Source organism: Mycobacterium sp., from assembly GCF_044370595.1.
Lineage (GTDB): Bacteria > Actinomycetota > Actinomycetes > Mycobacteriales > Mycobacteriaceae > Mycobacterium.
The window spans coordinates 1-23,606 of record NZ_JBILVF010000005.1 but is presented as its reverse complement, the minus strand read 5'-3'; the positions used below and the strand labels follow the sequence as shown (position 1 = coordinate 23,606).

Here is a 23,606-nt window from a genome sequence, read left to right as displayed (position 1 = left end):
GTCGAATGACGGGCCTTGCAACACAACAGCGTTACCCGACCGCGTTCTCGGTCGCCAGATATTAACCCACCGGCCAACGGCCGGGACCCTAGAATCGCCGTGGTGACGGCCGATGACGTTCCGCTCTGGCTTTTCGGCGATCAGTTGGGTCCGCGGGTGTACGGCGACGAGCACTCCACCCGGCCGATCCTGCTAGTTGAGGCGCAATCGGCGTTGCGGCGCAAGCGGTTTCACCGCCAGAAACTGCATCTGACGCTATCTGCCCTGCGGCACGCGAAGGCCGACCTGGGCGACCGCGCCACCCTGATCCGGGCCGAGACGTACCGCGAGGCGCTGCACAGCTACGGCCGTCCGGTTCTGGTGTGCGAGCCGACCTCGCACAGTGCTGAAATCTTCGTGCGCCAGCTATGCCGGGAGGGACTCGTCGCCGACATCCTGCCCACCCCCACCTTCGTGCTGTCCCGCAACGAGTTCCAGCGTTGGGCGGGCAATCGGACCCGCTTCCGGATGGAGGACTTCTACCGCGAACAGCGACGCCGGTTCGGGATCCTGATGGACGGCGATCAGCCGGTCGGGGGTCGCTGGAACCTCGACGCCGAGAACCGGGAACCGCCGCCCAAGGGCCGCAGCCTTCTGGACGTCCCGCCGCCCTATCTGCCGGACGAGGACGACATCGACGCCGAGGTCCGGCGCGACCTCGACGCCATGGCCCTGGACACCGTGGGCGCCGACGGACCGCGACTGTTCGCGGTCACCCCGGCCGAAGCCGACGCCGCCCTGGGCCGGTTCGTCGAGCGGCTGCCGAGCTTCGGCCGCTACGAGGACGCCATGCTCGGCGCCGACTGGGCGATGGCGCACTCGCTGCTGTCGGTGCCGCTCAACCTCGGGGTGCTGCATCCCCTTGACGCGGTGCACGCCGCCGAACGGGTCTATCACGACGGCGGCGCGCCACTGGCTGCGGCCGAGGGCTTCATCCGCCAGATCCTCGGCTGGCGCGAATACATGTGGCAGCTGTACTGGCATTTCGGGCCGGACTATCTGGACCGCAACAGCCTGGGCGCCCACACGCCGCTGCCGGGGTGGTGGACCGACCTCGACGCCGACGCCGTCGACGCCGAATGTCTGCGCCAGGCCCTCGCCGGGGTTCGTGACCGCGGGTGGGCGCACCACATCCAGCGGCTGATGGTTCTGGGCAGCCACGCCCTGCAGCGCGGGTACCACCCGCGCGCACTGTCTGACTGGTTCGCCTCGTCGTTCGTCGACGGTTTCGCCTGGGTGATGCCCACCAACGTGATCGGGATGAGCCAGCACGCCGACGGCGGTCAGGTGGCCACCAAGCCGTACACCTCCGGCGGGGCCTACATCAACAAGATGAGCGATCACTGCCGGAACTGCCGGTTCGACCCCAAGAAGCGCCTCGGAGAAGACGCCTGCCCCTTCACCGCGGGCTATTGGGCCTTCACCCACCGGCACGCCGATCTGCTAGCCGCCAACATGCGCACGGCACGCGCGGTGTCGTCGATGAAGCGCCTGGGCGATCTCGACGCCGTACTCGAGCAGGAGCACCACCGGCAGAGCTTCTGAAACGTCGACGGCCCGGATCGCGATCACACTCCCAGAAGGATCTTCGGTCCGGCCTGCGTTATGTTCGGACAGGAAAGGTGTGACGTGCGAAAACTCATCGTCGCTGCGGGCGGCGTGGTCGCGGCCGGCGGGGCGGGTGTGCTGCTGGCTCTGAGTGCCGGCGCGGGTCACGCCGCCCCGGGGGATACCAACACCACGCTGAACGTGGTCGGCGAACCGTACGCCAAGGCCGTGGCGATCCTGCGCGCGCAGGGCGTTGCCAGCGTATTCGGCGGATCGGTGGGCAGCGACGTTCCGCAGGCCCAATGCGTGGTGGCCAGCCAGAAGGTGCTCGGCACCACCAGAAAGATGCAACTGAACCTGGACTGCTCGGCCGAGGCGCAACCCCAGCGACCGGCGGCCACCGCCGCCCCGAGCACCCCGGGCGCCGCCCCGAGCACCGAGGCCACGGCCCGGCCGACGCCTGGCGCGCCGGGCGTGGTGACAGTCATTCCGACTCCGGTCGGCTGATTCGGACCGGAGTTGCCTGATCGGGGGCCATGCCGCGATTAGACTCACCCGATCGTCTCGTCGAGAGGTGCAACATGCTGCGACCGCGCCGTTTCCGCAAGGAAATCGACCCTGGGCCGGTTGCGATCCAGGCCCGCAACGTGGAGTTCGACGCCTCCGAGGTCCCGTTGCACTGGATTCCGGGGCACCCGGTGGCATCACATATGGTCAGCCTGCTCAACGTCGTGCTGCCGGCGGCCGAACGCTGGTTCGTCGCTACCTACAACGAGGCGCTTCCCCTGGTTAACGACGCCGAACTCGCCGACGATATGCGCGGTTTCATCGGCCAGGAGGCGGTCCATGCCGACACCCACGAGCGGATGCTGCACCAGGTCATGGAAGCCCGCGGGGTCAACCCGAAGCCGATCCTCAAACAGGTGGATTACATCATCGGCAAGGTACTGGCGCCGAGCACCTCGGCCGATCCCAAGCGCCGCTTCAACCACCTCTGCGAACGGCTGTGGCTCATCGCCGGCATCGAGCACTACACCGCCGTACTGGGCGACTTCGCGCTGAACTGCGCGTGGGACGACTTCGGTGCCGACTCGACCATGGTCGACCTGTTCCGCTGGCACGGCAGCGAGGAAGTTGAGCACCGCTGCGTCGCGCACGACGTCGCCGGCTATTTTCACGACAGCTACCTGGCCAGGATCCGAGCCATGACACTGGCCATGTCGGTGATGGGCTCATTTTTCGAACGCGGGCTGTGGTACCTGTGCCGCACCGATCCCACGTTGGACATCACCTGGCTGCACATGCAGCGACTGCGGGCCGGCGACTCCAAGCTGGGATTGCTACCGACGTACCGCACCCTGTTCGGCACCTCCACGTTGTCTTACTTCCGTCGTGACTACTCACCACTGGACGTCGGGTCCACCGCCCAAGCCGTCGCTTATCTGGCCACGTCACCTGCGGCACGCGCCGCCCACGTCTAGATGATTCTGCGGCGTCTGCGTTCGGCGCCGACCCCGCTGCTGGGCCTGGCGGACACGGTGCTGGCAGCCCTGTGGGCAGTCACCGGGTCGCGTCAGCCGGTCCCGCCGCCCACCCGTGACCGCACCCTGACCCTCGCAGTGACCGATCGCGTCGTCGTAGCTCATGACGAGAACGTCGTCGCAGTGACTCTGGCGGCCGCCGGCGACGCCCCACTGCCGCCGTGGCACCCGGGGGCTCACCTCGACATCCACCTACCCAGCGGGCGGGTTCGGCAGTACTCGCTGTGCGGTGATCCCGGGAGGCGGACCGAGTACCGCATCGCCGTGCGCCGCATCCCCGGTGGCGGCGGTGGTTCGATCGAGGTGCACGACCGACTCCCGGTGGGCTCAACAGTCACCACCAGCGGTCCGCGAAATGCCTTCCCACTCAGCGTTCCCGGCTACGGATCGCCCACCCGGCGAATGCGCTTCATCGCCGGCGGGATCGGAATCACGCCGATCCTGCCGATGCTGCGGATGGCGGAGCAACTCGGCGTGAACTGGTCGATGGTCTACGTCGGCCGGAGCGCGGACAGCATCCCATTCCTCGACGAGGTGCGCTCCTTCGGCCACCGCGTTGAGATCCGGACCGACGATACGCAAGGCGTACCGAGCGCAAACGATTTGCTGGGTGAATGCCCTGACGGCACAACGGTTTACGCGTGCGGACCCGCTGAGATGCTGACCCTGGTGCGGCAGCGGCTCGTCGGCCGGGACAACGTCGAGTTGCACTTCGAACGCTTCGCCGCAGCGCCGGTGGTCGACGGCAAGCCGTTCGAAGTGACGGTGGCATCCACCGGCGCCACCGTGAGGGTGGCCGCCGACGAAACACTGCTGACCGCGCTGCAACGAGCGGGCGTCAATCCGCCCTACTCCTGCCAACAGGGATTTTGCGGCACCTGCCGCAGTCGCGTGCTCAACGGTGCTGTGGAGCATAGGGATACGCTGCTCACCGGGCCGGAACGGGATGCCGGCATGATGCTCCCCTGCGTCTCCCGCGCGCCGTCCGGTGCGCAGTTGACGTTGGACCTTTAGCCGTTCGGGCCCCGCTCAAGCGTCCCAGGCGGAGGCGACCTGGGTGGCGACGTCGATGATCTTCGCCTGTTGGGATGCCGGGCTGTCGATCTCTTCGGCGACGTAGGCGGCGACGAATTTGCGGATCTCGCCGTCCACGCCGCCGATCAACCGGACGATCTCGCCGCGCAGCGATTTCGACGTCACGTGCACGGCAATGTCCGACGGCCGCGGTTTGGCGACGTCGATCACGATCATCAACGGTTCGGCGGCCCTTGCGGTAGCCCGCAGGGCGATGTCGCCGTCGACCATGAACCGCTGCTTGTCCAGGCGCAGGTCCACGATCAGTTCGATGAGTAGCGGGATGCGCACCGCGAAGGTGATGGTCTCCCCGAGGGTGCGGCGCACGTGGGGTTCCTGGATCTTGACCCGCGCGGTGACCTTCGCCAACCCGGCCGGCCCCTGCGACATCGGGCCCATGGTGATGTCACCGCCGGCGATCTCGGAAAACGCCGCAGCAACCCGGTCCTCTGTGACGGCCTCCTCGAAGAATCGGCGGCCGAATTCCTCGTAGGTGACGAAGGTGTGGGTGTGCATAGGACTTCACTGTCTCATGTCAGCCGTTATCCGTGGTCGCCGCCGGAGCGCGGAACGGTAACAAATCACGCCCGCAGACACTTCACAACTCCAGCATCACCGTGACAGGTCCGTCGTTGACCAGAGCGATCCGCATGTGGGCGCCGAACCGGCCGGACTGAACCTTGGCACCCAGCGATTCAAGCGCAGCGGCGAAGGCCTCCACCACCGGTTGTGCCACCGCGGCAGGCGCGGCGGCGTTCCACGACGGCCGGCGACCCTTGAGCGTGTTCGCGTACAGAGTGAACTGGCTGACCACCAGGATCGGCGCACCGACGTCACACGCGGAGCGCTCATCGTCGAGAATCTTCAAATGCCAGAGCTTTTCGGCCATCCGCTGGGCGATGTCAGCGTCGTCGCCGTGGGCTACGCCGACCAGTGCGAGCAGCCCCTGGCCGTCCGGGTTGATTTCGCCTACCACTTCACCGTCCACCGCCACCAAGGCTGCGGTGACGCGCTGCACCAGGACCCGCATTCGATCAGCGGGGGCGCGAGCCGTAGCCGACGATTCCCTTGATCTCCAGGTAGTCGTGGAAGCCGAATTCGCCCCATTCGCGGCCGTTCCCGCTGTGCTTGTAGCCGCCGAATGGTGCGGTGATGTCGATCGCGTGGTTGATCGAGACGGACCCGGCCCGAATCCGCCGCGCCACGGCACGTGCCTGATCGGCGTCGGCGCCCGAGACATAGCCGTACAACCCGTAGTCGGTGTCGTTGCCGATCTCGATGGCCTGATCCAGGTCGTCGTAGCCGAGGATGCACAGCACCGGCCCGAAGATCTCCTCGCGGGCGATGGTCATGTCGTTGGCGACGTTGGCGAACACGGTAGGCCGCACGTAGTAGCCCACGTCGAGACCGTCCGGCCGGCCCGGACCGCCGGCCACCAGGTCGGCACACTCATCGAGGCCGACCCGGATGAGGCGCTGGACTTTGTCGAACTGGGCAGCCGAAGCCACCGGACCTATCGCGGTCGGATCGGCGAGGTCGCCCACCTTGACTTGGGCCGCCGCCGCCCGGGCGACGTTGACCGCCTCCACCATCCGGGTGCGCGGCACCAGCATCCGCGACGGCGCGTTGCAACTCTGGCCGCTGTTGAGCATCATCGAGGCCACCCCGCCAGCGACACTGCCGGTGAAGGAGTCGTCATCGAGCACGATGTTCGGGCTCTTTCCGCCCAGTTCCTGGGCCACCCGTTTGACCGTCGCTGCGGCGTTGCGGGCAACCTCCACACCGGCCCGGGTGGATCCGGTGAACGACACCATGTCGACACCCGGATGGCTGGACAGCGCCGTACCGACACCGGGGCCGTCACCGTGCACCATGTTGTAGACCCCGGCGGGAACCCCTGCATCGTGCATGATCTCGGTGAATATCTGCCCCGAGAACGGAGCAACTTCGGAAGGTTTAAGGACCATGGTGCACCCCGCCGCCAGGGCCGGAAACACTTTGCAGGCGATCTGGTTCAGCGGCCAGTTCCACGGTGTGATCATTGCGCAGACGCCGATCGACTCCTTGACGACCAGCGTATTGCCGAGACGCTGTTCGAAGGCGAAGCTCTTCAGCACGTCGATGGTGGTCACCAGATGCCCAACGCCCATCTGCACTTGCGGACCCGCGGCCAGGGCGGGCGGGGCACCCATTTCCTCGGTGACCGCCGCCGCCAGATCTGCCGAACGCCGCTGATACTCGGCGAGCACAGCCCCCAGCAGGTCAAGGCGCTCCTCGCGGCTGCTCTGCGACCAGCGGCCGAAGGCCACCCGGGCCGCCGCCACTGCCTTATCCACGTCTGCCGATGCGCCGATGGCGATCCGGCCGCAGACCTGTTCGGTGGCCGGGTTCTCCACCTCGATCGTCCGCAATTCGACAGGATCAACCCACTGCCCGTCGATGTAAAACTTCAGGTATTCGCGCATGTATCCATCCTGCTCCTCGTGGCGTGCGTGCGTATCGTTACACCGCATTGGAAGTGTGAGGGCGGCCACGTCGCCACAGGAATTGCGCAGGCCACGGCTGACGATTCCTCAACATCAGCCGACGTCACAGTCGCGACACGGAACGGTTAAACCCACTGCTGGCAGGACAATTTGCTGCATCGAGAGTGTCTTTCAATTCGAATTACACTGCAAAACAAAGACTTTTGCGGACTCATCAGGGCATCGAGGCTCAATCGTGAGGCACGCCACAGACTTTGGCCGAATCATCGATCTGTTGTTAGCGTATTCGACATGTTTGCTGTCGCGGCCTTGATGTCGCTTCTTTCGCAAGTGTCAGGTACCCCCTACATACCCGGTGGCGATACGCCGGCAGGGACGGATTGTTCCGGACTGGCGTCGTGGGTAGCCAATGTCGCCTCAGGCCGGCCGGCATTCGGCAGCCGCTTCAACACCGGAAACATGGAATCGGCACTACTGGCGCGCGGATTCCACTACGGCACCGCCCCCAACTCGGTCGTGATCGGTTGGAACGGCGGCCATGCCGCCGTCACACTGCCCGACGGCACGCCGGTTTCCAGCGGTGAGAGCGGTTCCGGGGTACGCATCGGTGGCGGCGGCGCCTATCAGCCGCAGTTCACCAATCACATGTACCTGCCGGTGCAGGCCGAGCGGATGAACACCGAGGCACCCGAGCCGGCCCCACCGGTCATAGCGCCGGCCGCAGCACCGCAGGCACCGCCCGCAGCACCACAGGCAGCACCGCAGGCACCGGTGATCGACATGGCCGGCCAGACACCGCCCATAGCTCTCGACGTCGCCCCGCCCCCGCCTGGAGCGCCGAACACTGCGCCACCGGCAAACCTTCCCGCCGCTCCGCCGGGCTCCTAGCGGATCCCTTACCCGCCGGCTGTGCTGCCGCACAGCCGGCGGGTGGCGCGGCGCAGCACCGGGGCTGACGCCCCGCCCGGGAATATCGGGTCCGGGGGGAGTTAGATGGGTACGTAGACCCCCTGGCGAACCAGGCTCGATAGGAGCGGCCATGACGATTGTCGATGCGGACACCCCCACCCAGGTCGAGCAGGAGGTGGCGGACGCCCAGCGATATCTCGAGAGTCTGCGCTTCACGGGCATCACCCGGCTGTACACCGCGCGCCAGGTGGTCGAACAACGCGGCACCATCCCGGTCGACTACACCGTGGCGCGGGAAACCTCGGTGGCGTTCTTCGCGAGGCTGCGGGAACTGTTCGGCCAGCGGAAATCCATCACCACCTTCGGGCCCTACTCCCCCGGCCAGGCCGTGACCATGAAGCGCTGCGGCATCGAAGGTATCTATCTCGGCGGGTGGGCCACCTCGGCGAAGGGCTCGGTCACCGAGGATCCCGGTCCGGACCTGGCCAGCTACCCGCTGAGTCAGGTGCCCGACGAGGCGGCGGGTCTGGTCCGGGCCCTGTTGACCGCCGACCGCAACCAGCAGTTCCTGCGCCTGCAGATGACCGAGGAGCAGCGGGCCGCCACCCCGCCCGTCGACTACCGGCCCTTCATCATCGCCGACGCCGACACCGGGCACGGTGGAGATCCTCACGTGCGCAACCTGATCCGCCGATTCGTCGAGGCCGGTGTCACCGGATATCACATCGAGGATCAGCGGCCGGGCACCAAGAAGTGCGGCCACCAGGGCGGCAAGGTCCTGGTGCCGTCCGATGAGCAGATCAAGCGGCTCAACACCGCTCGCTTCCAGTTGGACATTATGGGCGTGCCCGGCATCATCGTGGCCCGCACCGATGCCGAAGCGGCCAACCTCATCGACGGCCGGGCCGACGAGCGAGACCAGCCGTTCCTACTCGGAGTCACCAACCTCTCTGTCCCGCCGTATAAGTCGTGCTTCCTGGCGATGATGCGCCGGTTCCACGCCAAGGGCGTGACCGAGATCAACGGGCACCTGCTGTACGCGCTGCCCGAAGACGAATACGCCGTGGCGGACACCTGGCTGGAGAGTAAGGGCATCGCCACGCTGATCGACCAGGCCGCGGCAACCTGGACCGCGGCCCGTACGGGCTCACTGGATGCACTTTTCGACCAGGTCGAATCACAGTTCGTCGACGCCTGGCAGGCCGACGCCGCTCTGGACACCTACGGCAACGCGGTCGCGGAGGTACTTCGGTTCAAGGACGCCGAGGCTGAGGCGCTGGCGATGAAGCCGGCCGACTGGATCGAGTTCTCCCGGACCGCCTCGCTGCACACCGCCCGCAAGAAGGCCGCCGAGCTCGGTGTGGACCCCCCCTGGGACTGCGAGTTGGCCCGTACGCCCGAGGGCTACTACCAAGTGCGCGGCGGAATCCCGTATGCGATCGCCAAATCCCTTGCTGCGGCGCCGTTTGCCGATCTTCTGTGGATGGAGACCAAGACCGCCGACCTCGCCGACGCCCGAGAGTTCGCCGAGGCCGTCCATGCGGTCTACCCGGACAAGATGCTCGCCTACAACCTCTCCCCGTCGTTCAACTGGGACACCACCGGCATGAGCGATGAGGAGATGCGGGCCTTCCCCGAGGAACTCGGCAAGATGGGGTTTGTTTTCAACTTCATGACCTACGGCGGCCATCAAATCGACGGTGTGGCAGCCGAGGAGTTTGCCACCGCGCTCCGTCAGGACGGCATGCTCGCCCTGGCCCGTCTGCAACGCAAGATGCGGCTGATCGAGTCGCCCTACCGGACCCCGCAGACACTGGTCGGCGGTCCGCGCAGCGATGCCGCCCTGGCCGCCTCCTCCGGCCGGACGGCCACGACAAAGTCGATGGGCAAGGGTTCCACACAGGTTCAGCATCTGGTGCAGACCGAAGTGCCCAAGAAGCTTCTGGAGGACTGGCTGGCGCTGTGGAGCGAACACTACAAACTCGGCGAGCGGCTTCGGGTGCAGCTTCGGCCGCGCCGCGCCGGCTCAAATCTGCTTGAGCTCAGCATCTTCGGGGACAACGACGACGAGAAGCTGGCTGATGTGGTGTTCGATCCGATCACCGACAGGCAGGGCCGCAGCATCCTGACTGTGCGCGACCAGAACACCTACTCGGCGAAGCTGCGCCAGAAACGGCTGATGACACTCGTTCATTTGTGGCTGGTGCACAGGTTTAGAGCAGACGCGGTCTACTACGTGACGCCGACCGAGGACAACAAGTACCAGACCGAGAAGATGCAGGCGCACGGGATTTTCAGCAACGTCAACAAGGACGTTGGTGAGATCATCGTCGCCGACATCAACCATCCCCGGATCGCCGAACTGCTCGCGCCGGACCGCGCCGCTCTGCAGAAACTCATCCGCAAAGAGGACTAGCGGACGATCACACTGCTGGGTTCCCGTGGCGCGCCGAGCGCGTCGCGGTGGGATGGCGGACGTCGGCCCGCCTCATCGGTGATTCCGTAACGGGCAGCCAGTTCCGCACCGATCACAGTGTGGCCGGAGAGTGCGGGCAGATCGGGGTCGCGGTAGAGGGCGTCAAGCAACCGCCCGGTGAACTGCGGTGTTTCGGCGTGCTCAGCGAAGGCCCGCAGCGCCTCCGGTTTACCGTCGAACGTCGAACGCACCCGTTCGGTGAGCAGGATTCCCATCCAGATGGACACGGTGCACACCGCCGTACCGCCGAAATCGACCGCCATATCGGCGGCCATCTTGTCTACCCCCGCCTTCTGTGCGCCATAAGCCGGCCCGTGCATGTAGCAGACGGAGCCCGGCGAGGAGGTGAACGCGATCAGTCCGCGCTCGCCGCACAGCAGTAGTGGTGCGGCGTACCAGGACGCCACGTAGGCCGACCGCAGGCCGACGTCGAGCACATCGGCCAAATCAATAGGCTTGTCCCAGAAGGGCGCCGGGTCGGTGAGCCGGTCGCTGATGGCTGCGGCGTTGTTGACCAGGAGTTGCAACTGGCCGTTCTCAGCACGCACCTGCTCGAAGAGCCGTTTGACAGCGGCATCGTCCCGGTGGTCAACCTGCACGGCGATACCCTCACCGCCGGCAGTGCTGACGGTCCGGGCCGCAGCTGTCCCGACGGTGCGTCCGGTGAGGTACACCCGCCAGCCTGCCGCACCGAGCGCTTCGGCGATGCCAAGGCCCGCACCGCGACTGGCGCCGGTGACCACCGCAACCGGTGGAGTCATGGGTGCTCCTCTCAAACCTCTACTAGCAGCCGGCCATGACATCGGTCATCGCCTTCTTCTCCTTGGCCGACAACCACAGCCCGTAGACGCTCTTGACCTCGATCTGGCGCGCCACGAAATCGCAGCGGAACGCCTCGTTGGGCGGCAGCCAGGACGCCGCATCCCGAAAGGCTTTGCTGAAGTTGGCTTCCGGGCTGACGGCGAGCAGATTGCGCGGGTCGTTGGCGAAGTCCAGCCGGCGTTGCGGATCCCAGGCACGGGCACCTTTGTACCAGGCGTCTGCCAGTGCGACGACGTGGTCGATCTCCACGCTGTTGGAGGTCTGCGGGCCGCGCACGAACGCGATGACCGTTGCGGTGTAGGGGTCTACCAGGGCGCCGCTCTGGGCAAAACAGGTGAAGGGCCGAACGACGAGCTCTTTGAGATCGCGGCGCAGGATGTCGTCGCGGGTGTTGCAGCCGTTGTGGCCGAACTCGACATTGACATCATCGCTCCAAGCCTTGCCGAACTGAGAGCGCTGGAAGTCCGAGGTGCGGTCCCAGCCGCGCACCGGCAGATCCTTGAGTTGCCGTCGTGCGACGTCGTAGCGCGATGGTGGCAGCGAGGCACCCGCAGCGGTCTGCGGGCCGGCCGGTTCGTCGGCCCGCCAGGTCGGTGAGGGGCCGGACACGCTCTGCGCCGATCGGTGCTGCCACATCAGCACCCCGGCGACGGCACCGATCAGCAGAGCCAGCAGGGCGGCGAGTCTGAGTCGGCGCCACCTCCGCTTGACCGGTATGACGCTCCTAGCTGAAACCACCAGACGGTTGTAGCACTCTTGCTGGCTGGGCCTGACCTTGCCCAAAGCCACACCTGAGCGCAGATGTCGTTGCTACCTTGCGGTGCAGCACTCACGCGGAAGCCAGCGCGCGGGTCTAGACAGAATGGCACGGCCCTAGGGAGGCACCGCAATGACACGAACTCCGTTACTCGGCGAGTGCTCCGCGGAGTTCTTCGGCACCATGGTGCTGATCCTGTTCGGGTGCGGTGTGGTCGCCCAGGTGGTCACCGGCGGAACACCGCTCACGACGGCACCCGGCGCCACCGGGGACTACAACTCCATCGCGTGGGGCTGGGGTCTGGGCGTGGCCATGGCCGTCTACGTCGCCGGGCGACTCAGTGGCGCGCATCTCAATCCAGCCGTGACTGTCGCACTGGCGACATTCAAGGGCTTCCCCGCACGCAAGATCGCTCCCTACATCGGGGCCCAAGTGGCGGGCGCTTTCGTCGGGGCACTGCTGGTCCGATTCACCTACAGCGACCTCATTGCCAAGGTCGACCCGCAACACACCAAGGCGACCCAGGGCATCTTTTCCACCTCGCCGGACGCCGGGGTGACTGTTTTCACCGCGTTCTTCGACCAGGTCATCGGGACCGCGATCCTGGTGGCCGTCATCTTCGCCCTGACCAGCGCAGTCAACAACCCGCCGCTAGCCAACACCGGGCCGCTGGTCATCGGCCTGCTGGTGGTCGCCATCGGATTGGGCTGGGGCGCCAACGCCGGGTACGCGATCAACCCGGCCCGCGACTTCGGTCCGCGGCTGGCTTCCTGGATCACCGGGTACAGCGACGCCTGGTATTCCGCCAACGGACCCGAACTGTACTTTTGGCTTCCGATCGTCGCCCCGCTGATTGGCGGGCTTATCGGCGGCGCGCTGTTCGTGTTCTGCATCGAGAGGTTCCTGCCGGCGGCGGTCGCCAATCCCGCCGAGATCGGCGTGGTGGAACCCACCCCGCTGCGCTAGCCGGATCCATTCGGATGGACGGGCTTTTGCGGTCGGACCGACTCGGCAGGCCATAGGGTTCACCCCGTGAGTCGGCTCGACCGTTTCTTTGAGATCACCACCCGTGGGTCGACCGTCGGCGCCGAAATCCGCGGCGGCATGGTCACGTTCATCGCGATGGCCTACATCATCGTGCTCAACCCGATCATCCTGGCCGGACCGGAAGACGTCGCAGGCAACCGGCTGCAGTTCGCCCAGGTGTCGGCGGTGACAGCGCTGACCGCCGGGGTGATGACGATCCTGTTCGGCGTCATCGCGCGGCTGCCCTTCGCGTTCGCAGCCGGTCTGGGCATCAACTCCTTCCTCGCCAGCTCGGTCGTCGGCATATGCACCTGGCCGGAGGCCATGGGCCTGGTGGTGATCAACGGCCTGGTGATCGTGGCGCTGGCGGTAACGGGGCTGCGGCGGTTGGTGTTTGAGGCGGTCCCGATGCAACTCAAGCTCGCGATCACCGCCGGCATCGGGCTGTTCATTCTCTTCATCGGCCTGGTCGACGCCGGATTCGTCGGCTCCACCGGACAGCCGTCGCCACCGGTCGGACTCGGCAGCGGCGGTGCCGGGTCGATCACCACGATCCCTGCCCTGGTGTTCGTGGTGACCCTGCTGCTGACCGGGATCCTGGTGGCCCGGCGAGTGCGCGGCGGAATCCTGATCGGCTTGGTGGCCGGAACGGTGATCGCGATCCTTGTCGAGGCGATCTGGCATCTCGGCTCTGCGGTCGACAACCCCGGCGGCTGGCGGCTGTCGGTTCCGGTGTTGACCGGTTCCCCGTTCGCGCTGCCGGATCTGTCGCTTGTCGGAGAGTTCAGCCTGAACAGTTTCAGCCGCATCGGGACGATCGCCGCGATGATGCTGGTGTTCACCCTGGTGTTCACCAACTTCTTCGACGCACTCGGGACGCTGACCGGGCTGTCCCGGGAGGCCGGACTGGCCGACGCAGGCGGCAACTTTCCCCGGCTCCCCGCCGCCCTGATCGTGGAGGGCGGCGGCGCGGTGCTCGGCGGGGCGGCATCGGCGTCGTCGAACACCGTGTTCATCGAGTCCGGAGCCGGTATCGAGGAGGGCGCCCGAACCGGCCTGGCCAACCTGATCACCGGAGCACTGTTCCTCGCCGCGATGTTCATCGCCCCGCTGGCCTCGATCGTGCCCACCGAGGTCGCCGCCGCCGCGCTGGTGATCGTCGGGGCGATGATGTTCTCCCACCTGCGCCACATCGACATCGCGGATTTCTCCATCGCGCTGCCCGTCGTTCTCACCGTGACCGTCATGCCGATGAGCTACTCGATCGCCAACGGGATCGGCGTGGGCTTCATCAGTTGGGTGGTGTTGCGATCGGCGGCCGGCAAGGCCCGCGAGATCAGCCCCCTGCTGTGGGTGGTCGCCGCAGGATTCCTACTGTATTTCTCCCGCTCGGGGGTGCAGGGCCTGGCCGGCGTGCAGTAACCCAACACGATGCACACCCGGGTACGGCAGAATGCGGCCCATGAGCGATGTCACCATCACCTCCCTGACCGACGGCCCTCTCGAGATCACCGGCGAGGTCGAGATCCTGGCAGCGGACGGCTCGCTGGTGAAACAGACCGCGAAGTGCTACCTGTGCCGCTGCGGCTACTCCGAGAAGAAGCCGTTCTGCGACGGTTCGCACAAGCGTGAGGGCTTCACCGCTCCCTGACGGCGCACGCTGCGCCGACGGCGTTACGATGCGTTGCAGTGGGCTGCCGGGTTCGGCGGGCCTGGGGCCAGGTGAAACCGACAGACGGGATGCAGTAATGACTTCACGACGATTGACGGTGTTTATCGGCACCTGCGCCACTGCGCTGAGCATCAGCACGATGACCGCGTGCAGCCCCACCACCGAGAAGGACGCTCCCGCCTCGACGAGCGCACCGACCACCGCGACGACGGGGACGTCGGCTCCGGCTGTCTCACCCACCGAGAAGGCGCTCAGCCCCGGCGACGGGAACTCCTTCTCCCCGAGCGTTAACCCGAAGCCGCCGGGTGCGGTCTGCAACGAGATCGTCAACGGCGTCTGCGTTCGCTAAAACTTTGAGCGGCAGAGTTTTCCGGGTTCTCCTCGTCCCAGCCGCGGTGGCTGCCGGTGTGGCCGGCGCCCGAACAGCCAGCGCCGAACCGGCCCCGAACTGGGATGGCTGGTACCGGATCACGTTCCACACCGACCGGAAATCGGGAACCAGCGCGGCGGCCAACCAACCTGAAGAGCCCTACACCGCGGCCTACCTGTTCAGCACCGACTGCACGACCGGTTCCTGCGTGGCGTCGGTGCAGCAGGGCCCCACACCCAAAGACAATGTGGCGCAGTCGTTGACGTTCGACTGGACCGGTTCGCAGTGGTCGCGGACCAACAGCTGGCGCTGGGACTGCCTCCTTCCCGATGGCACCATCACCTTCGACCCGGCCAGTTCGGTGACCACCTACACACCCCAGGCCGACGGGTCGCTCACCGGGACCTTCGCCACCAACATCGGCGGCGGCGTCTGCGCGGGCACGGTCTACATCCCGCTCACCGTGACGCCGGTCAAGCAGGACTCGATCGCATGAGGCGAGCCGATCGATTGCTGCCGTTGCGTGTTTAGCGCCGGAGCGTGATTTCACCAGTGCGCGGCGCTTACGGTGTTACGTTGACGTGGTCGGCAGCGCGAGGCTGCGATAGCTGTCGTGAGAGGCAGGTGTGGGCGGCGCGCACGTGGACTGGGAGACCTTGCACGAAGCGGCGGTCGCGGCCACCGCGAACTCCTACTCCCCCTACTCCAACTTCCCGGTCGGGGTCGCCGGTTACGCCGACGACGGCCGGGTGGTGTCGGGCGCCAACGTCGAGAACGCCTCCTACGGCATCACCCTGTGCGCGGAATGCTCGATGGTGTCCGCGCTGTACGCCACCGGCGGTGGCCGTTTGACGGCGGTGTACTGCGTTGACGGCAACGGTGACCCGCTGATGCCATGCGGGCGCTGCCGCCAGTTACTCTACGAACACGGCGGCCCGGACCTGCTGGTGATGACACCGCAGGGCGTCCAGCGCATGGCACAGATCCTGCCGCAGGCGTTCGGCCCGTGGGACCTGGTGGAAAGGCGCGACTCTCAGCGACAGGATGGCCATCCGTGACGGCCGGCGCGGGCGGGATCACCACAATGCTGGTGCTCGCCGCGGTGGCGTCGGCCGGGGCGATCTTCGCGTGGGCTGTGATCGGCCGTCGGCCCACACCCGACCACATCGATGTCACCCAAACCGCCCAGGTCTGAGGCGTTACAGGGCGAGTACCTCGGCCACACTGGCTCGCAGCGAGCCCAGTTCTGACTCGGCGGTGGCGCGCGCCACCGTGACCACGCCGCTGACTGGAACAACCACCTGCAGATAGCATTTCAGCTTAGCTTCGGTGCCGCTGGGGCGGATGATCACCCGAGCGTCGGAGAGCGTGAAGCGCAACCCGTCGGTCGGCGGCAACCCGTCCACGCCCTTCTCCAAGTCGTCCATACGTACCACCTCGCGGTCACCCAAGTTCTGCGGGGGATCGGCCCGCAGGCGTGCCATGGCGTCGGAGATCAGTGAGAGGTCCGAAACTCGCACCGACAGTTGGCTGGTCGCGTAGAGGCCGTGCTTGCGGGCCAAGTCGTCCAGAACATCCTGCGGCCCGCGACCCTGCGCCTTCAGTGCCGCCACCATCTCCAGAATCAGCAGCGAGGCAGTGATCCCGTCCTTGTCCTTGACCGAGTCGGGGTCGCAGCAGTAGCCCAGCGCCTCCTCATAGCCGAACCGCAACCCGGGCACCTTGGAGATCCATTTGAACCCGGTCAACGTGGTGGCATAACCGAGTCCGGCGTCGCCGGCGATGCGTTCCAGTAACGTCCCGGACACGATCGACTGTGCATACACCCCACTGACCGGCGTGCCGTCCCGGCGTCCGCGTTCAGCGATCCACCAACCCAACAGTGCACCGACCTCGTCGCCGGTAAGCATCCGGTAGTCCGTGCCGCAGCGGATGCCGGCCGCGCACCGGTCGGCGTCGGGATCGTTGGCGATGATCAAATCCGCATTCTGCGACCGGGCGTCTGCCAGCGAAAGGTCCATCGCGCCGGGCTCTTCCGGGTTCGGGAAGTTCACCGTCGGGAAAAGGCCGTCGGGGGCGAACTGGGCGGCCACCGCTGTCGGCGCACCAAAACCGGCGTCGCTGACCGCACGCATGAAAACCTCACCACCGACACCGTGCATCGCGGTGTACACCGCGGATACCTCCCGCGGACCGTCGCCGAGCAGTGACACTGCCCTAGCCACGTAGGAGTCCACGACCGCGCCGTCAAGAGTCTGGTAGTCATCGGACTGGGCGATTGAAGCCATCGGACCGACCGCTCCGATGCAGGCCGCAATCTCGGCGTCCGCAGGCGGGACGATCTGGCTGCCGTCGCCGAGGTACACCTTGTAGCCGTTGTCGTCCGGGGGGTTGTGCGACGCAGTGACCATCACACCTGCCGCGCAACCGAGTTGCCGGATCGCAAAGGCGAGCACCGGCGTGGGTAGCGCATTCGGCAGCACCATCGAGGTCAGGCCCGCACCAGCCATGATCCGGGCGGTGTCGCGGGCGAACACATCGGAATTGCGCCGGGCGTCGTAACCGATCACCACCTTGAGGGAGTCAGCCGGTGTGCCGCCGGTGCCGAGCAGATAGGCCGCCAACCCGGCGGCCGCGCGGGCCACCACGACTCGGTTCATCCGGTTGCTGCCTGGACCCAATCGGCCGCGGAGTCCGGCAGTGCCGAACTGCAGGGTTCCGTCGAAGGCATCGGCAAGTTCGGCCGCCGCATCCTGCTGCCCGGCTTCTGCTCGGGCGAGCAGTGCCGCCAGTTCAGCGGCGGTATCCGGGTCTGGATCCTCGGCCAGCCAAGCCCGGGCGGTGGCGACCAGCGAGTCCGGAGCCATCAGTAGTCGCCTGCCGTTGCGTCTGAGTTATCGGCAGTGCCGGCTACGATCGCGACCGACGACGACGCGCCGATCCGGTCGGCACCTGCCTTGAGCATTGCGTGGGCGTCCTGCCTGGTGCGGACCGCGCCGGAGGCCTTGACCCCCAACGTATCTCCGACCATGGCGCGCATCAGAGCGATGTCGTGCGCGTTCGCGCCACCACCGCCGAAACCGGTGGAGGTCTTGACATATGCAGCACCGGAACGCCGCGCGATCAGACAGGCGATGGCCTTCTGATCGTCATTGAGCATGCTGGTCTCCAGAATCACCTTGACCGGCGCCGGGCGAGCGGCCCCCACCACTGAGAGAATGTCGTCGTAGACCGCGGCCAGATCACCGGAAAGCAGGCCTCCGATGTCGAGGACCATGTCGATCTCATCGGCTCCTTCGGCCACTGTGATGCGGACCTCTTCGGCCTTGGCGAGCCTGGTCATCGCGCCCAGGGGGAAGCCGACCACGGTGCAGACCATCACACCGGAGCCTGCGAGACGTGCAGCGGCGGTCGGAACCCAGCGGGTGTTGACGCACACCGAGGCGAAGCCATGGTGTTTGGCCTCGTCGCAGAGCGCTTCGATGGCGCTCAACGTCGCATCGGCCTTGAGCAGCGTGTGGTCGATCCGACCGGCGAGGGTCTCGGATGCGCGAAGCGCGTCCGGGATGTCAACCCCGTCCGGGGCCGGGCCGAGGCCCGCAGTCACGGCCTCGTTGGCCCGGTTGAACAGGCCGGAATAGTCCGCGATGTAGTTGTTCATGTCGCAATTCCCTCGATTTCCGTCGACTTCTTTCGATCAGGGTTGCAGCAAACTGGCTTTGAGATAGTTGAACAGTGCTATCCCGGAGTCCTCGCTGAATTTGTGCAATTGCTCGGGCGTGGCGGTGACTTGATCACCCTCCAGCCGGTTGAGCAGCGTGCAGCAGATCATCGCGAATTTCGGGAAACCCCAATGGTTGAGGTAGCCGGCGAGCATCGCTCCCTCCATCTCGATGTTGCGCACACCGTTCTCGTCGAGCCATCCCAGCCACACCATCTTGCTTTGTTGTGTCTCGAAACACACTGCGCCGTCAAGACGGAACTGCTCAAGGAAGAACTCGTTGCCGGCCACCGTCTTTCCGGAGACGACCTCGAAATCGGTATGCCGATTCGCGGCGATGATGGCCTGGCAGGTAGTCGCCGGGAAATGCCCGTCGAACCAGTACTCCCCTTCGCCGCCCCGCAGCAGCCGATACGGCTTGAGGTCGGCCATCAGTCCCTCGGAGGACACCACGACTGTGCCGCCGGGCAGTCCGACTCCGCCGCTGGTCCCGACTCGGCACCAGAACACCTCGGCGAGGGCGTCAAGATCACCGCGTTTGAGGAAGAACACCAGCCGCATCAACTCCTGCAGGGCAATCGACGCGCTGGGCATGCCCATACCGTGTGAGGCGAACAGGACCCCGCCGCTGTAGCGGGTGACGAATCGGTCCTCTTTCGGGAAGGCGACGATCTCCGATCCGGTGGTTGCACTCCAGCCATCGGCGAACTCCTTGATCCGCCCCCCGGATCCGGCCATGACCACGGCTTGGACGCCTCGTAACTTCTCCAGCAGGGGATCCGAGGACGCGACGCCGAAGTGGTAGTAGACGTCCTCGTGGCTGCCGGCAACGACACCGTCGAGGAATGCGTGGTTGATGTTGTCGGTCTTCATTGCGACCTCCCCGGCTTTTGTCGATCGCGACGAAATCTACGCATCACGGTGCGGCCGCGGCGGCGGTTTGACGTTGACGCATCCAGAGCATCGCAGCTAGATTCACCTTCCGATCGTCCTGCGTGACCGCAGGAGCAGGGGGTGCCAGTTGGCCACGCAATTCACCGGAAGACTCAGTGCGGCAGTAGTTGCACTCGGGCTGTCATTCGGCGCACCCTGCCTGCTGCCCGACGCGATCGCCGTGGCGACAGCGGAGTCAAACGACACGGCGCAGCCGACCGAGGGCGCTTCGGTCTCCGATGGCGAGGCCAAGACCAGCCCGGAGCCACGCAACACCCGCCCGTCCAGGCCGCGGGTTCGCAGCAGCGCCGATCGGACCACCTCGCCGGATCCGGCAACCGGTACACGATCAGCCCTTCACAGCTCACCCGACGAGTCCGGCGGAACCGCGCATCGCGACAGCAGCAACCGGCCCGCACGTGGCATCGACATGAGCGCGTCCGCAGCAGTCGACGCCGGCCCGCCTGTCACACCCGCACAGCCTGCTCGCGACCCGGATACCCTTGCGCCCGCCCTCCCACAGCAGCCAACGGCACCGGCCGCTGCCGTGTCGATGAGTGCGCCGCCCGCTGCGGAGCAACTGACCGCCAACCCCCAGACAGCACCCGAACCTGCCCCCGAGCCCGTCACAGCGCCACCTCGAGCCTTTGCGGTGATCAGCACCCCGGGGGTTGCTGCGGCATCGTCGTTCAGCGACTCTCTCGCGGGTCTACTCGGCCCACTTCAAGCCTTCTTCGAAGGCGCCGCACTGCTGGTGCGCCGCACCTTGTTCAACGACGCACCAACCGTCAACCCGGTGCAGTTGACCGGTCAGGGCGACGGTCCGATCACCGGAACCATCGGTGCGGTTGACCCCGAAGACGATCCGCTGTCCTACAAAGTCAGCAGCGATGCGCGGTACGGAACGGTGTCGGTGACACCGGCGGGCGACTACACCTACACACCCGGTCCGGACTTCACCGGCACCGACAGTTTCGTCGTGACAGCCACCGACGGCGGCTTCCACATCAACCTGCTCAATCCGTTCCGTCCGGCCGGCACCTCAGCAGCGGTGTCGGTTGCCCGGGGCGCGGTGACACCGGTGCTGCGCTTCCAGTTCAGCTACGGCTCCGGATCCCAGTACTGGTCACCTGAGGCCCGCAGGGCTCTGGAATCGGCAGCTGCTCGACTGACTTCGTACTTCGTCGTCTCCTCGCCGGTGACGATCACCTATCGCGTCACCGGGGAGTTATCCCCGTTTTCATCAACCCTGGCCGAGGCGGGCAGCGACTTCGCCGGTACCGGAACGGGATTCCTGCAGACGGTCGCGCAACGAAAGATTCAGACCGGGGTGGATGCCAACGGCTCCGCTCCAGACGGAAGTATCCGTTGGAACTTCGGCCCCTCCTGGGGTCTGGGGGATTCCGTAACGAGCGGTCAGTACGACTTCCAGTCGATCGCCATGCACGAACTGCTGCACACGTTGGGTTTTCTGTCCTACGTAAGAGCAGCCGGAGCCAATACTGGTCAGACCTGGACGGTGTTCGACAGTTTCCTGGTGAACTCCGCAGGATCCCCGGTCATCGGCCTTGATTACGTTTGGAAAAACGCCTACAACTCGAACCTGACCGGCGGCAACGCAGGGTTGTACTTCGGCGGGCCGAATGCGAGCGCCGCCAACAACGGGCGCGTCCCGCTCCATACCCCCAACCCGTGGGCGGCCGGCAGTTCGGTGTCCCACCTCAGCGATTACGTGTTCACCGGTTCGAAAGACACGCTGATGAACGCGGTCATCAGCCGCGGTCCGGGGCCCCGCAAACTCAGCGCCGTCGAGTTGGGCATCCTGCGCGATATCGGCTACGAGATGAACCCGGGGCCCGGAACGGCGGCGATGATGTTCGTCGGTGTATTCCTCATCCGTCGTCGGCTGGACTGACGCGCACCCACGCCCGGCGTTAGCATCAGCGGCTATGACCGAGCGTGAGGCGCTCCACGAGGAAGACAGCCGGGGGTGGGCGCCGTACGACCCCGACTACGACGAACCCGGCTACGACCCGGAGTGGGACGACCCCGAGTGGGAGCACCACCTCGACAGCGCGGCAGTGCACCCAGTCCCGACCAGCCGAGAACAGCGCACGTCGCGATTACTGCTGCTGTTGATCGGACTGGCTGCCGCCACCTTGGTGGTCGCCACGGCCCTGCTCCTGACCAGCAATTTCTCCGGAGAGATCCCAGCCAAGCCCCGACTGGAAACCAGGACGTCGTCAACTCCGGTCACATCGACCCGAGTCAGCCAGTCGGTCGCTACCAACACGTCGTCGCCGCGCACGTCGTCGGCGGCGTCCTCGCGCACCTCGTCTGCGGCACCCTCGCCAGTCACCGAACCCAGTCCGGAGCCCGCACCCGCGCCGACCGACCCGGCACCGGCAAACTCGCAATCACCTGAGCCGCCTCGCGAACAGACCGATTCTCCGGGGCCGCGGATCAACGTCACCCGCACTCCGATGAGCTTCACGCCGGGCATCCGAGGCGACTAGCAGATTACGGGGTCCCGGCGCCGTCCGGCATAATGACAAGTCGGCTCCGCTTTTGCGGCGGCGCGACGGACCCCAAGGAGCTCGAACATGTCAGCTGGCCAACGGTGGCTGCCGATCGCCGCAGTGTTCGTGGCTGTGACCGCCGCGTCCGGCGGCGCGGTGGGATGTTCCCAGCAGGACACCGCAGGCAAAGAAGCCGGCTCGCAGTCCCAGGCCGCCGAGAAGCCCAAATCGCCGACGAGCGGGACCGAGGGCCGTTTGCCGACGATCACTGACTACATCGAGCAGAACAACCTCACCCCGGTCCAGGTGAAGCCCGGCGACCCAACCGCCCCGGTCGTGAAGCTGCCGGTTCTACCGAACTGGCGGCCGGCCGGCCCGGCAACGCCGGCGTATGCCTACGGGGCGCTGGTCGACACCAATCCGGAGTTCGGCGAGGACCCACCGACGATCGTCGTCGTCTATTCGAAGATGCCCATGGATACCGATCCGGCCGAGATTCTTGACCTGGCGCCTAACGAGGTCCAGAACCTGCCCGATTTCAATGCCGAGTTCGGTAGTAGCACAGAACCGACGAGGGAGAAGCTCGCTGGGTTTGAATCTGTTCGCTTTGGCGGAAGCTACGTGCGAGATGGTATCGGCCGCCTCATTGCGCAGAAGACAACGGTGATCCCGGGCAAGAACGGACTGTACGTTCTACAGATCAACCTCGATGGTCGTGACGACTCCATCGTTGATCTGGTTGAGGCGGGGACCGCGATCGACAAGTTCACCACCATCACGCCGCAATAACCAGGCCAGCACCGCCGGTCTTTGGGATGCTGGTCGATATGGCAAGCTTCCCCCGCCGGATCGCCTCGGAACTGAACTCCAAGCTCCGCAGCACGGAGACGGCGGCTTTCGTCGCGGGCCTCGAGAGCGGTCTCACCCAACGACGTCGCAAGAAGAAGATGAAATCCGGTGCGTTCCGGGGCGTCCATGTCGTGGTCTATCGCGGGTTCGTCGCCGATAACGTCGCCAAGGTCCGGGTCCGGGTGATCGAAGCCCCGGAACTGCCCGGCGACAGCCGGATTCCCTACTGGGAGGTGGCCCAGTCGAACCTGCAGCGGCACGCGGCGCTGGCGATCGTCGGCGCCGAGGTCGAGTTGCGGATCGGCAAGTACCGCACCACGGAAACCACCGACAGCCATGGGTTCGCGAAATTTTCGCTCGCCGTCCCGGGTCTGCGGACAGGCTGGCACCAGGCGCACGCGGCCCTGACGACTCCACTCGAGGACGGCCAGTCCGCATCGGGCAGCGGCCGGGTGGTCAAACCGTCACTGCGGGCCCCGTTCCTGGTGATCTCCGACATCGATGACACGATCCTGCTCACCGGCCTCACCGAGGGTGTCGCCATGGTCGCCCGCACGGTGCTCCGTGAGGCCAGCGAGCGCGCCGCAATTCCGGGGATGTCGTCGTTCTACCGGGGGCTGGCCCGCGGTGTGGCCTCCCGCACCGGCAACCGCAAGCCGGTGCCGACGTTTTTCTACGTGTCGACCGGCAGTTGGGCCTTCTACCCGACCCTGCAGGAGTTCCTCCAACTCCGCGGCTTTCCGGTGGGGCCGATGTTTCTCACCGACTGGGGCCCCACCGAGCGGTACCTGCGCCGCAGCGGCGCCGAACACAAACGGACGGCAATTCGCCGACTCTTGGCGGCCTACCCCAGCATGCCGTTCG

General features: G+C 66.2%; 25 protein-coding genes. 17 read left to right on the top strand and 8 right to left on the bottom strand.

Features of this window, described 5'->3' with window-relative positions; all coding sequences use genetic code 11:
- Window positions 1–102 precede the first annotated feature (102 nt).
- The 4 genes from ADBZ5N_RS01475 (at window position 103) to ADBZ5N_RS01460 (ending at window position 4,142) form a co-directional block, all read left to right on the top strand.
- Window positions 103–1,584, top strand: coding sequence for a cryptochrome/photolyase family protein (locus ADBZ5N_RS01475; RefSeq protein WP_526255715.1), 1,482 nt, complete (start codon window positions 103–105; stop codon window positions 1,582–1,584).
- Between the two features lie 84 nt (window positions 1,585–1,668).
- Entirely contained in the window at window positions 1,669–2,094 is a 426-nt protein-coding gene (locus ADBZ5N_RS01470; RefSeq protein WP_526255714.1) for a hypothetical protein, read from the top strand.
- A gap of 74 nt (window positions 2,095–2,168) precedes the next feature.
- A complete protein-coding gene (locus ADBZ5N_RS01465) occupies window positions 2,169–3,068 on the top strand; it encodes a metal-dependent hydrolase (protein WP_526255713.1) in 900 nt (299 codons plus the stop codon).
- Complete coding sequence (locus ADBZ5N_RS01460; protein WP_526255712.1) at window positions 3,069–4,142, top strand: PDR/VanB family oxidoreductase; 1,074 nt, start codon at window positions 3,069–3,071, stop codon at window positions 4,140–4,142.
- 15 nt (window positions 4,143–4,157) lie between these two features.
- On the opposite strand, the gene ADBZ5N_RS01455 is transcribed toward ADBZ5N_RS01460, so the two are convergent.
- The 3 genes from ADBZ5N_RS01455 to ADBZ5N_RS01445 form a co-directional block, all read right to left on the bottom strand.
- Window positions 4,158–4,718 (bottom strand): hypothetical protein, encoded by a 561-nt coding sequence (locus tag ADBZ5N_RS01455; protein ID WP_526255711.1) that lies wholly within the window; start codon window positions 4,716–4,718, stop codon window positions 4,158–4,160.
- A gap of 82 nt (window positions 4,719–4,800) precedes the next feature.
- Entirely contained in the window at window positions 4,801–5,232 is a 432-nt protein-coding gene (dtd, locus tag ADBZ5N_RS01450) for a D-aminoacyl-tRNA deacylase (RefSeq protein WP_526255710.1), read from the bottom strand.
- Between the two features lie 4 nt (window positions 5,233–5,236).
- The gene (locus tag ADBZ5N_RS01445; RefSeq protein WP_526255709.1) at window positions 5,237–6,667 is read right to left on the bottom strand and encodes an aldehyde dehydrogenase family protein; all 1,431 of its coding nucleotides are present in this window, start codon (window positions 6,665–6,667) and stop codon (window positions 5,237–5,239) included.
- Between the two features lie 312 nt (window positions 6,668–6,979).
- On the opposite strand from ADBZ5N_RS01445, the gene ADBZ5N_RS01440 reads away from it, so the two are divergent.
- Together ADBZ5N_RS01440 and aceA are read left to right on the top strand one after the other, a co-directional pair.
- Window positions 6,980–7,576, top strand: a complete 597-nt coding sequence (locus ADBZ5N_RS01440; RefSeq protein WP_526255708.1) for a peptidoglycan endopeptidase — start codon at window positions 6,980–6,982, stop codon at window positions 7,574–7,576.
- A gap of 151 nt (window positions 7,577–7,727) precedes the next feature.
- Window positions 7,728–10,013, top strand: a complete 2,286-nt coding sequence (gene aceA, locus ADBZ5N_RS01435; protein WP_526255707.1) for an isocitrate lyase ICL2 — start codon at window positions 7,728–7,730, stop codon at window positions 10,011–10,013.
- On the opposite strand, the gene ADBZ5N_RS01430 is transcribed toward aceA, so the two are convergent.
- Window positions 10,010–10,834, bottom strand: coding sequence for an SDR family NAD(P)-dependent oxidoreductase (locus ADBZ5N_RS01430; protein ID WP_526255706.1), 825 nt, complete (start codon window positions 10,832–10,834; stop codon window positions 10,010–10,012). The genes aceA and ADBZ5N_RS01430 overlap by 4 nt on opposite strands.
- Window positions 10,835–10,856: 22 nt before the next feature.
- Complete coding sequence (locus ADBZ5N_RS01425; RefSeq protein WP_526255705.1) at window positions 10,857–11,633, bottom strand: GmrSD restriction endonuclease domain-containing protein; 777 nt, start codon at window positions 11,631–11,633, stop codon at window positions 10,857–10,859.
- 151 nt (window positions 11,634–11,784) lie between these two features.
- On the opposite strand from ADBZ5N_RS01425, the gene ADBZ5N_RS01420 reads away from it, so the two are divergent.
- The 7 genes from ADBZ5N_RS01420 (at window position 11,785) to ADBZ5N_RS01390 (ending at window position 15,915) form a co-directional block, all read left to right on the top strand.
- A complete protein-coding gene (locus tag ADBZ5N_RS01420) occupies window positions 11,785–12,618 on the top strand; it encodes an MIP/aquaporin family protein (RefSeq protein WP_526255704.1) in 834 nt (277 codons plus the stop codon).
- A 66-nt stretch (window positions 12,619–12,684) separates the two neighbouring features.
- The gene (locus ADBZ5N_RS01415) at window positions 12,685–14,100 is read left to right on the top strand and encodes an NCS2 family permease (protein WP_526255703.1); all 1,416 of its coding nucleotides are present in this window, start codon (window positions 12,685–12,687) and stop codon (window positions 14,098–14,100) included.
- Between the two features lie 40 nt (window positions 14,101–14,140).
- Window positions 14,141–14,329, top strand: a complete 189-nt coding sequence (locus tag ADBZ5N_RS01410) for a CDGSH iron-sulfur domain-containing protein (RefSeq protein ID WP_526255702.1) — start codon at window positions 14,141–14,143, stop codon at window positions 14,327–14,329.
- A gap of 97 nt (window positions 14,330–14,426) precedes the next feature.
- Entirely contained in the window at window positions 14,427–14,699 is a 273-nt protein-coding gene (locus ADBZ5N_RS01405; protein WP_526255701.1) for a hypothetical protein, read from the top strand.
- Between the two features lie 4 nt (window positions 14,700–14,703).
- Entirely contained in the window at window positions 14,704–15,216 is a 513-nt protein-coding gene (locus ADBZ5N_RS01400; RefSeq protein WP_526255700.1) for an Rv2253 family sensor-like surface protein, read from the top strand.
- Window positions 15,217–15,361: 145 nt separating this feature from the next.
- Window positions 15,362–15,778, top strand: coding sequence for a cytidine deaminase (locus ADBZ5N_RS01395; RefSeq protein WP_526255742.1), 417 nt, complete (start codon window positions 15,362–15,364; stop codon window positions 15,776–15,778).
- Complete coding sequence (locus tag ADBZ5N_RS01390) at window positions 15,775–15,915, top strand: hypothetical protein (RefSeq protein ID WP_526255699.1); 141 nt, start codon at window positions 15,775–15,777, stop codon at window positions 15,913–15,915. The genes ADBZ5N_RS01395 and ADBZ5N_RS01390 overlap by 4 nt, the downstream gene beginning before the upstream one ends.
- 4 nt (window positions 15,916–15,919) lie before the next feature.
- On the opposite strand, the gene ADBZ5N_RS01385 is transcribed toward ADBZ5N_RS01390, so the two are convergent.
- From ADBZ5N_RS01385 to ADBZ5N_RS01375, 3 genes are read right to left on the bottom strand one after another with little or no spacing between them, the layout of a single operon-like run.
- Entirely contained in the window at window positions 15,920–17,587 is a 1,668-nt protein-coding gene (locus tag ADBZ5N_RS01385) for a phospho-sugar mutase (RefSeq protein ID WP_526255698.1), read from the bottom strand.
- A complete protein-coding gene (gene deoC / locus ADBZ5N_RS01380; protein ID WP_526255697.1) occupies window positions 17,587–18,381 on the bottom strand; it encodes a deoxyribose-phosphate aldolase in 795 nt (264 codons plus the stop codon). The genes ADBZ5N_RS01385 and deoC overlap by 1 nt, the downstream gene beginning before the upstream one ends.
- 36 nt (window positions 18,382–18,417) lie before the next feature.
- The gene (locus tag ADBZ5N_RS01375; RefSeq protein ID WP_526255696.1) at window positions 18,418–19,314 is read right to left on the bottom strand and encodes a uridine phosphorylase; all 897 of its coding nucleotides are present in this window, start codon (window positions 19,312–19,314) and stop codon (window positions 18,418–18,420) included.
- A 712-nt stretch (window positions 19,315–20,026) separates the two neighbouring features.
- On the opposite strand from ADBZ5N_RS01375, the gene ADBZ5N_RS01370 reads away from it, so the two are divergent.
- The 4 genes from ADBZ5N_RS01370 to ADBZ5N_RS01355 form a co-directional block, all read left to right on the top strand.
- Window positions 20,027–21,289, top strand: coding sequence for a cadherin-like domain-containing protein (locus tag ADBZ5N_RS01370; protein WP_526255695.1), 1,263 nt, complete (start codon window positions 20,027–20,029; stop codon window positions 21,287–21,289).
- A 34-nt stretch (window positions 21,290–21,323) separates the two neighbouring features.
- Window positions 21,324–21,890, top strand: a complete 567-nt coding sequence (locus ADBZ5N_RS01365; protein ID WP_526255694.1) for a hypothetical protein — start codon at window positions 21,324–21,326, stop codon at window positions 21,888–21,890.
- A gap of 135 nt (window positions 21,891–22,025) precedes the next feature.
- Window positions 22,026–22,682: an LpqN/LpqT family lipoprotein gene (locus ADBZ5N_RS01360; protein ID WP_526255693.1), complete on the top strand. Its 657-nt coding sequence runs from the start codon at window positions 22,026–22,028 to the stop codon at window positions 22,680–22,682.
- A gap of 38 nt (window positions 22,683–22,720) precedes the next feature.
- Window positions 22,721–23,606, top strand: an 886-nt coding sequence (locus ADBZ5N_RS01355; protein ID WP_526255692.1) for a phosphatase domain-containing protein, incomplete at its 3' end; no start/stop codon positions are given.

What these genes read in the sequence shown, in the direction of transcription:
- ADBZ5N_RS01465 (WP_526255713.1), top strand. Translation starts at nt 2,169, where the DNA reads ATGCTGCGACCGCGCCGTTTCCGCAAGGAAATCGACCCTGGGCCGGTT.
- ADBZ5N_RS01460 (WP_526255712.1), top strand. Translation starts at nt 3,069, where the DNA reads ATGATTCTGCGGCGTCTGCGTTCGGCGCCGACCCCGCTGCTGGGCCTG.
- ADBZ5N_RS01455 (WP_526255711.1), bottom strand. Translation starts at nt 4,718, where the DNA reads ATGCACACCCACACCTTCGTCACCTACGAGGAATTCGGCCGCCGATTC.
- dtd (WP_526255710.1), bottom strand. Translation starts at nt 5,232, where the DNA reads ATGCGGGTCCTGGTGCAGCGCGTCACCGCAGCCTTGGTGGCGGTGGAC.
- ADBZ5N_RS01445 (WP_526255709.1), bottom strand. Translation starts at nt 6,667, where the DNA reads ATGCGCGAATACCTGAAGTTTTACATCGACGGGCAGTGGGTTGATCCT.
- ADBZ5N_RS01440 (WP_526255708.1), top strand. Translation starts at nt 6,980, where the DNA reads ATGTTTGCTGTCGCGGCCTTGATGTCGCTTCTTTCGCAAGTGTCAGGT.
- aceA (WP_526255707.1), top strand. Translation starts at nt 7,728, where the DNA reads ATGACGATTGTCGATGCGGACACCCCCACCCAGGTCGAGCAGGAGGTG.
- ADBZ5N_RS01430 (WP_526255706.1), bottom strand. Translation starts at nt 10,834, where the DNA reads ATGACTCCACCGGTTGCGGTGGTCACCGGCGCCAGTCGCGGTGCGGGC.
- ADBZ5N_RS01420 (WP_526255704.1), top strand. Translation starts at nt 11,785, where the DNA reads ATGACACGAACTCCGTTACTCGGCGAGTGCTCCGCGGAGTTCTTCGGC.
- ADBZ5N_RS01410 (WP_526255702.1), top strand. Translation starts at nt 14,141, where the DNA reads ATGAGCGATGTCACCATCACCTCCCTGACCGACGGCCCTCTCGAGATC.
- ADBZ5N_RS01405 (WP_526255701.1), top strand. Translation starts at nt 14,427, where the DNA reads ATGACTTCACGACGATTGACGGTGTTTATCGGCACCTGCGCCACTGCG.
- ADBZ5N_RS01385 (WP_526255698.1), bottom strand. Translation starts at nt 17,587, where the DNA reads ATGGCTCCGGACTCGCTGGTCGCCACCGCCCGGGCTTGGCTGGCCGAG.
- deoC (WP_526255697.1), bottom strand. Translation starts at nt 18,381, where the DNA reads ATGAACAACTACATCGCGGACTATTCCGGCCTGTTCAACCGGGCCAAC.
- ADBZ5N_RS01375 (WP_526255696.1), bottom strand. Translation starts at nt 19,314, where the DNA reads ATGAAGACCGACAACATCAACCACGCATTCCTCGACGGTGTCGTTGCC.
- ADBZ5N_RS01365 (WP_526255694.1), top strand. Translation starts at nt 21,324, where the DNA reads ATGACCGAGCGTGAGGCGCTCCACGAGGAAGACAGCCGGGGGTGGGCG.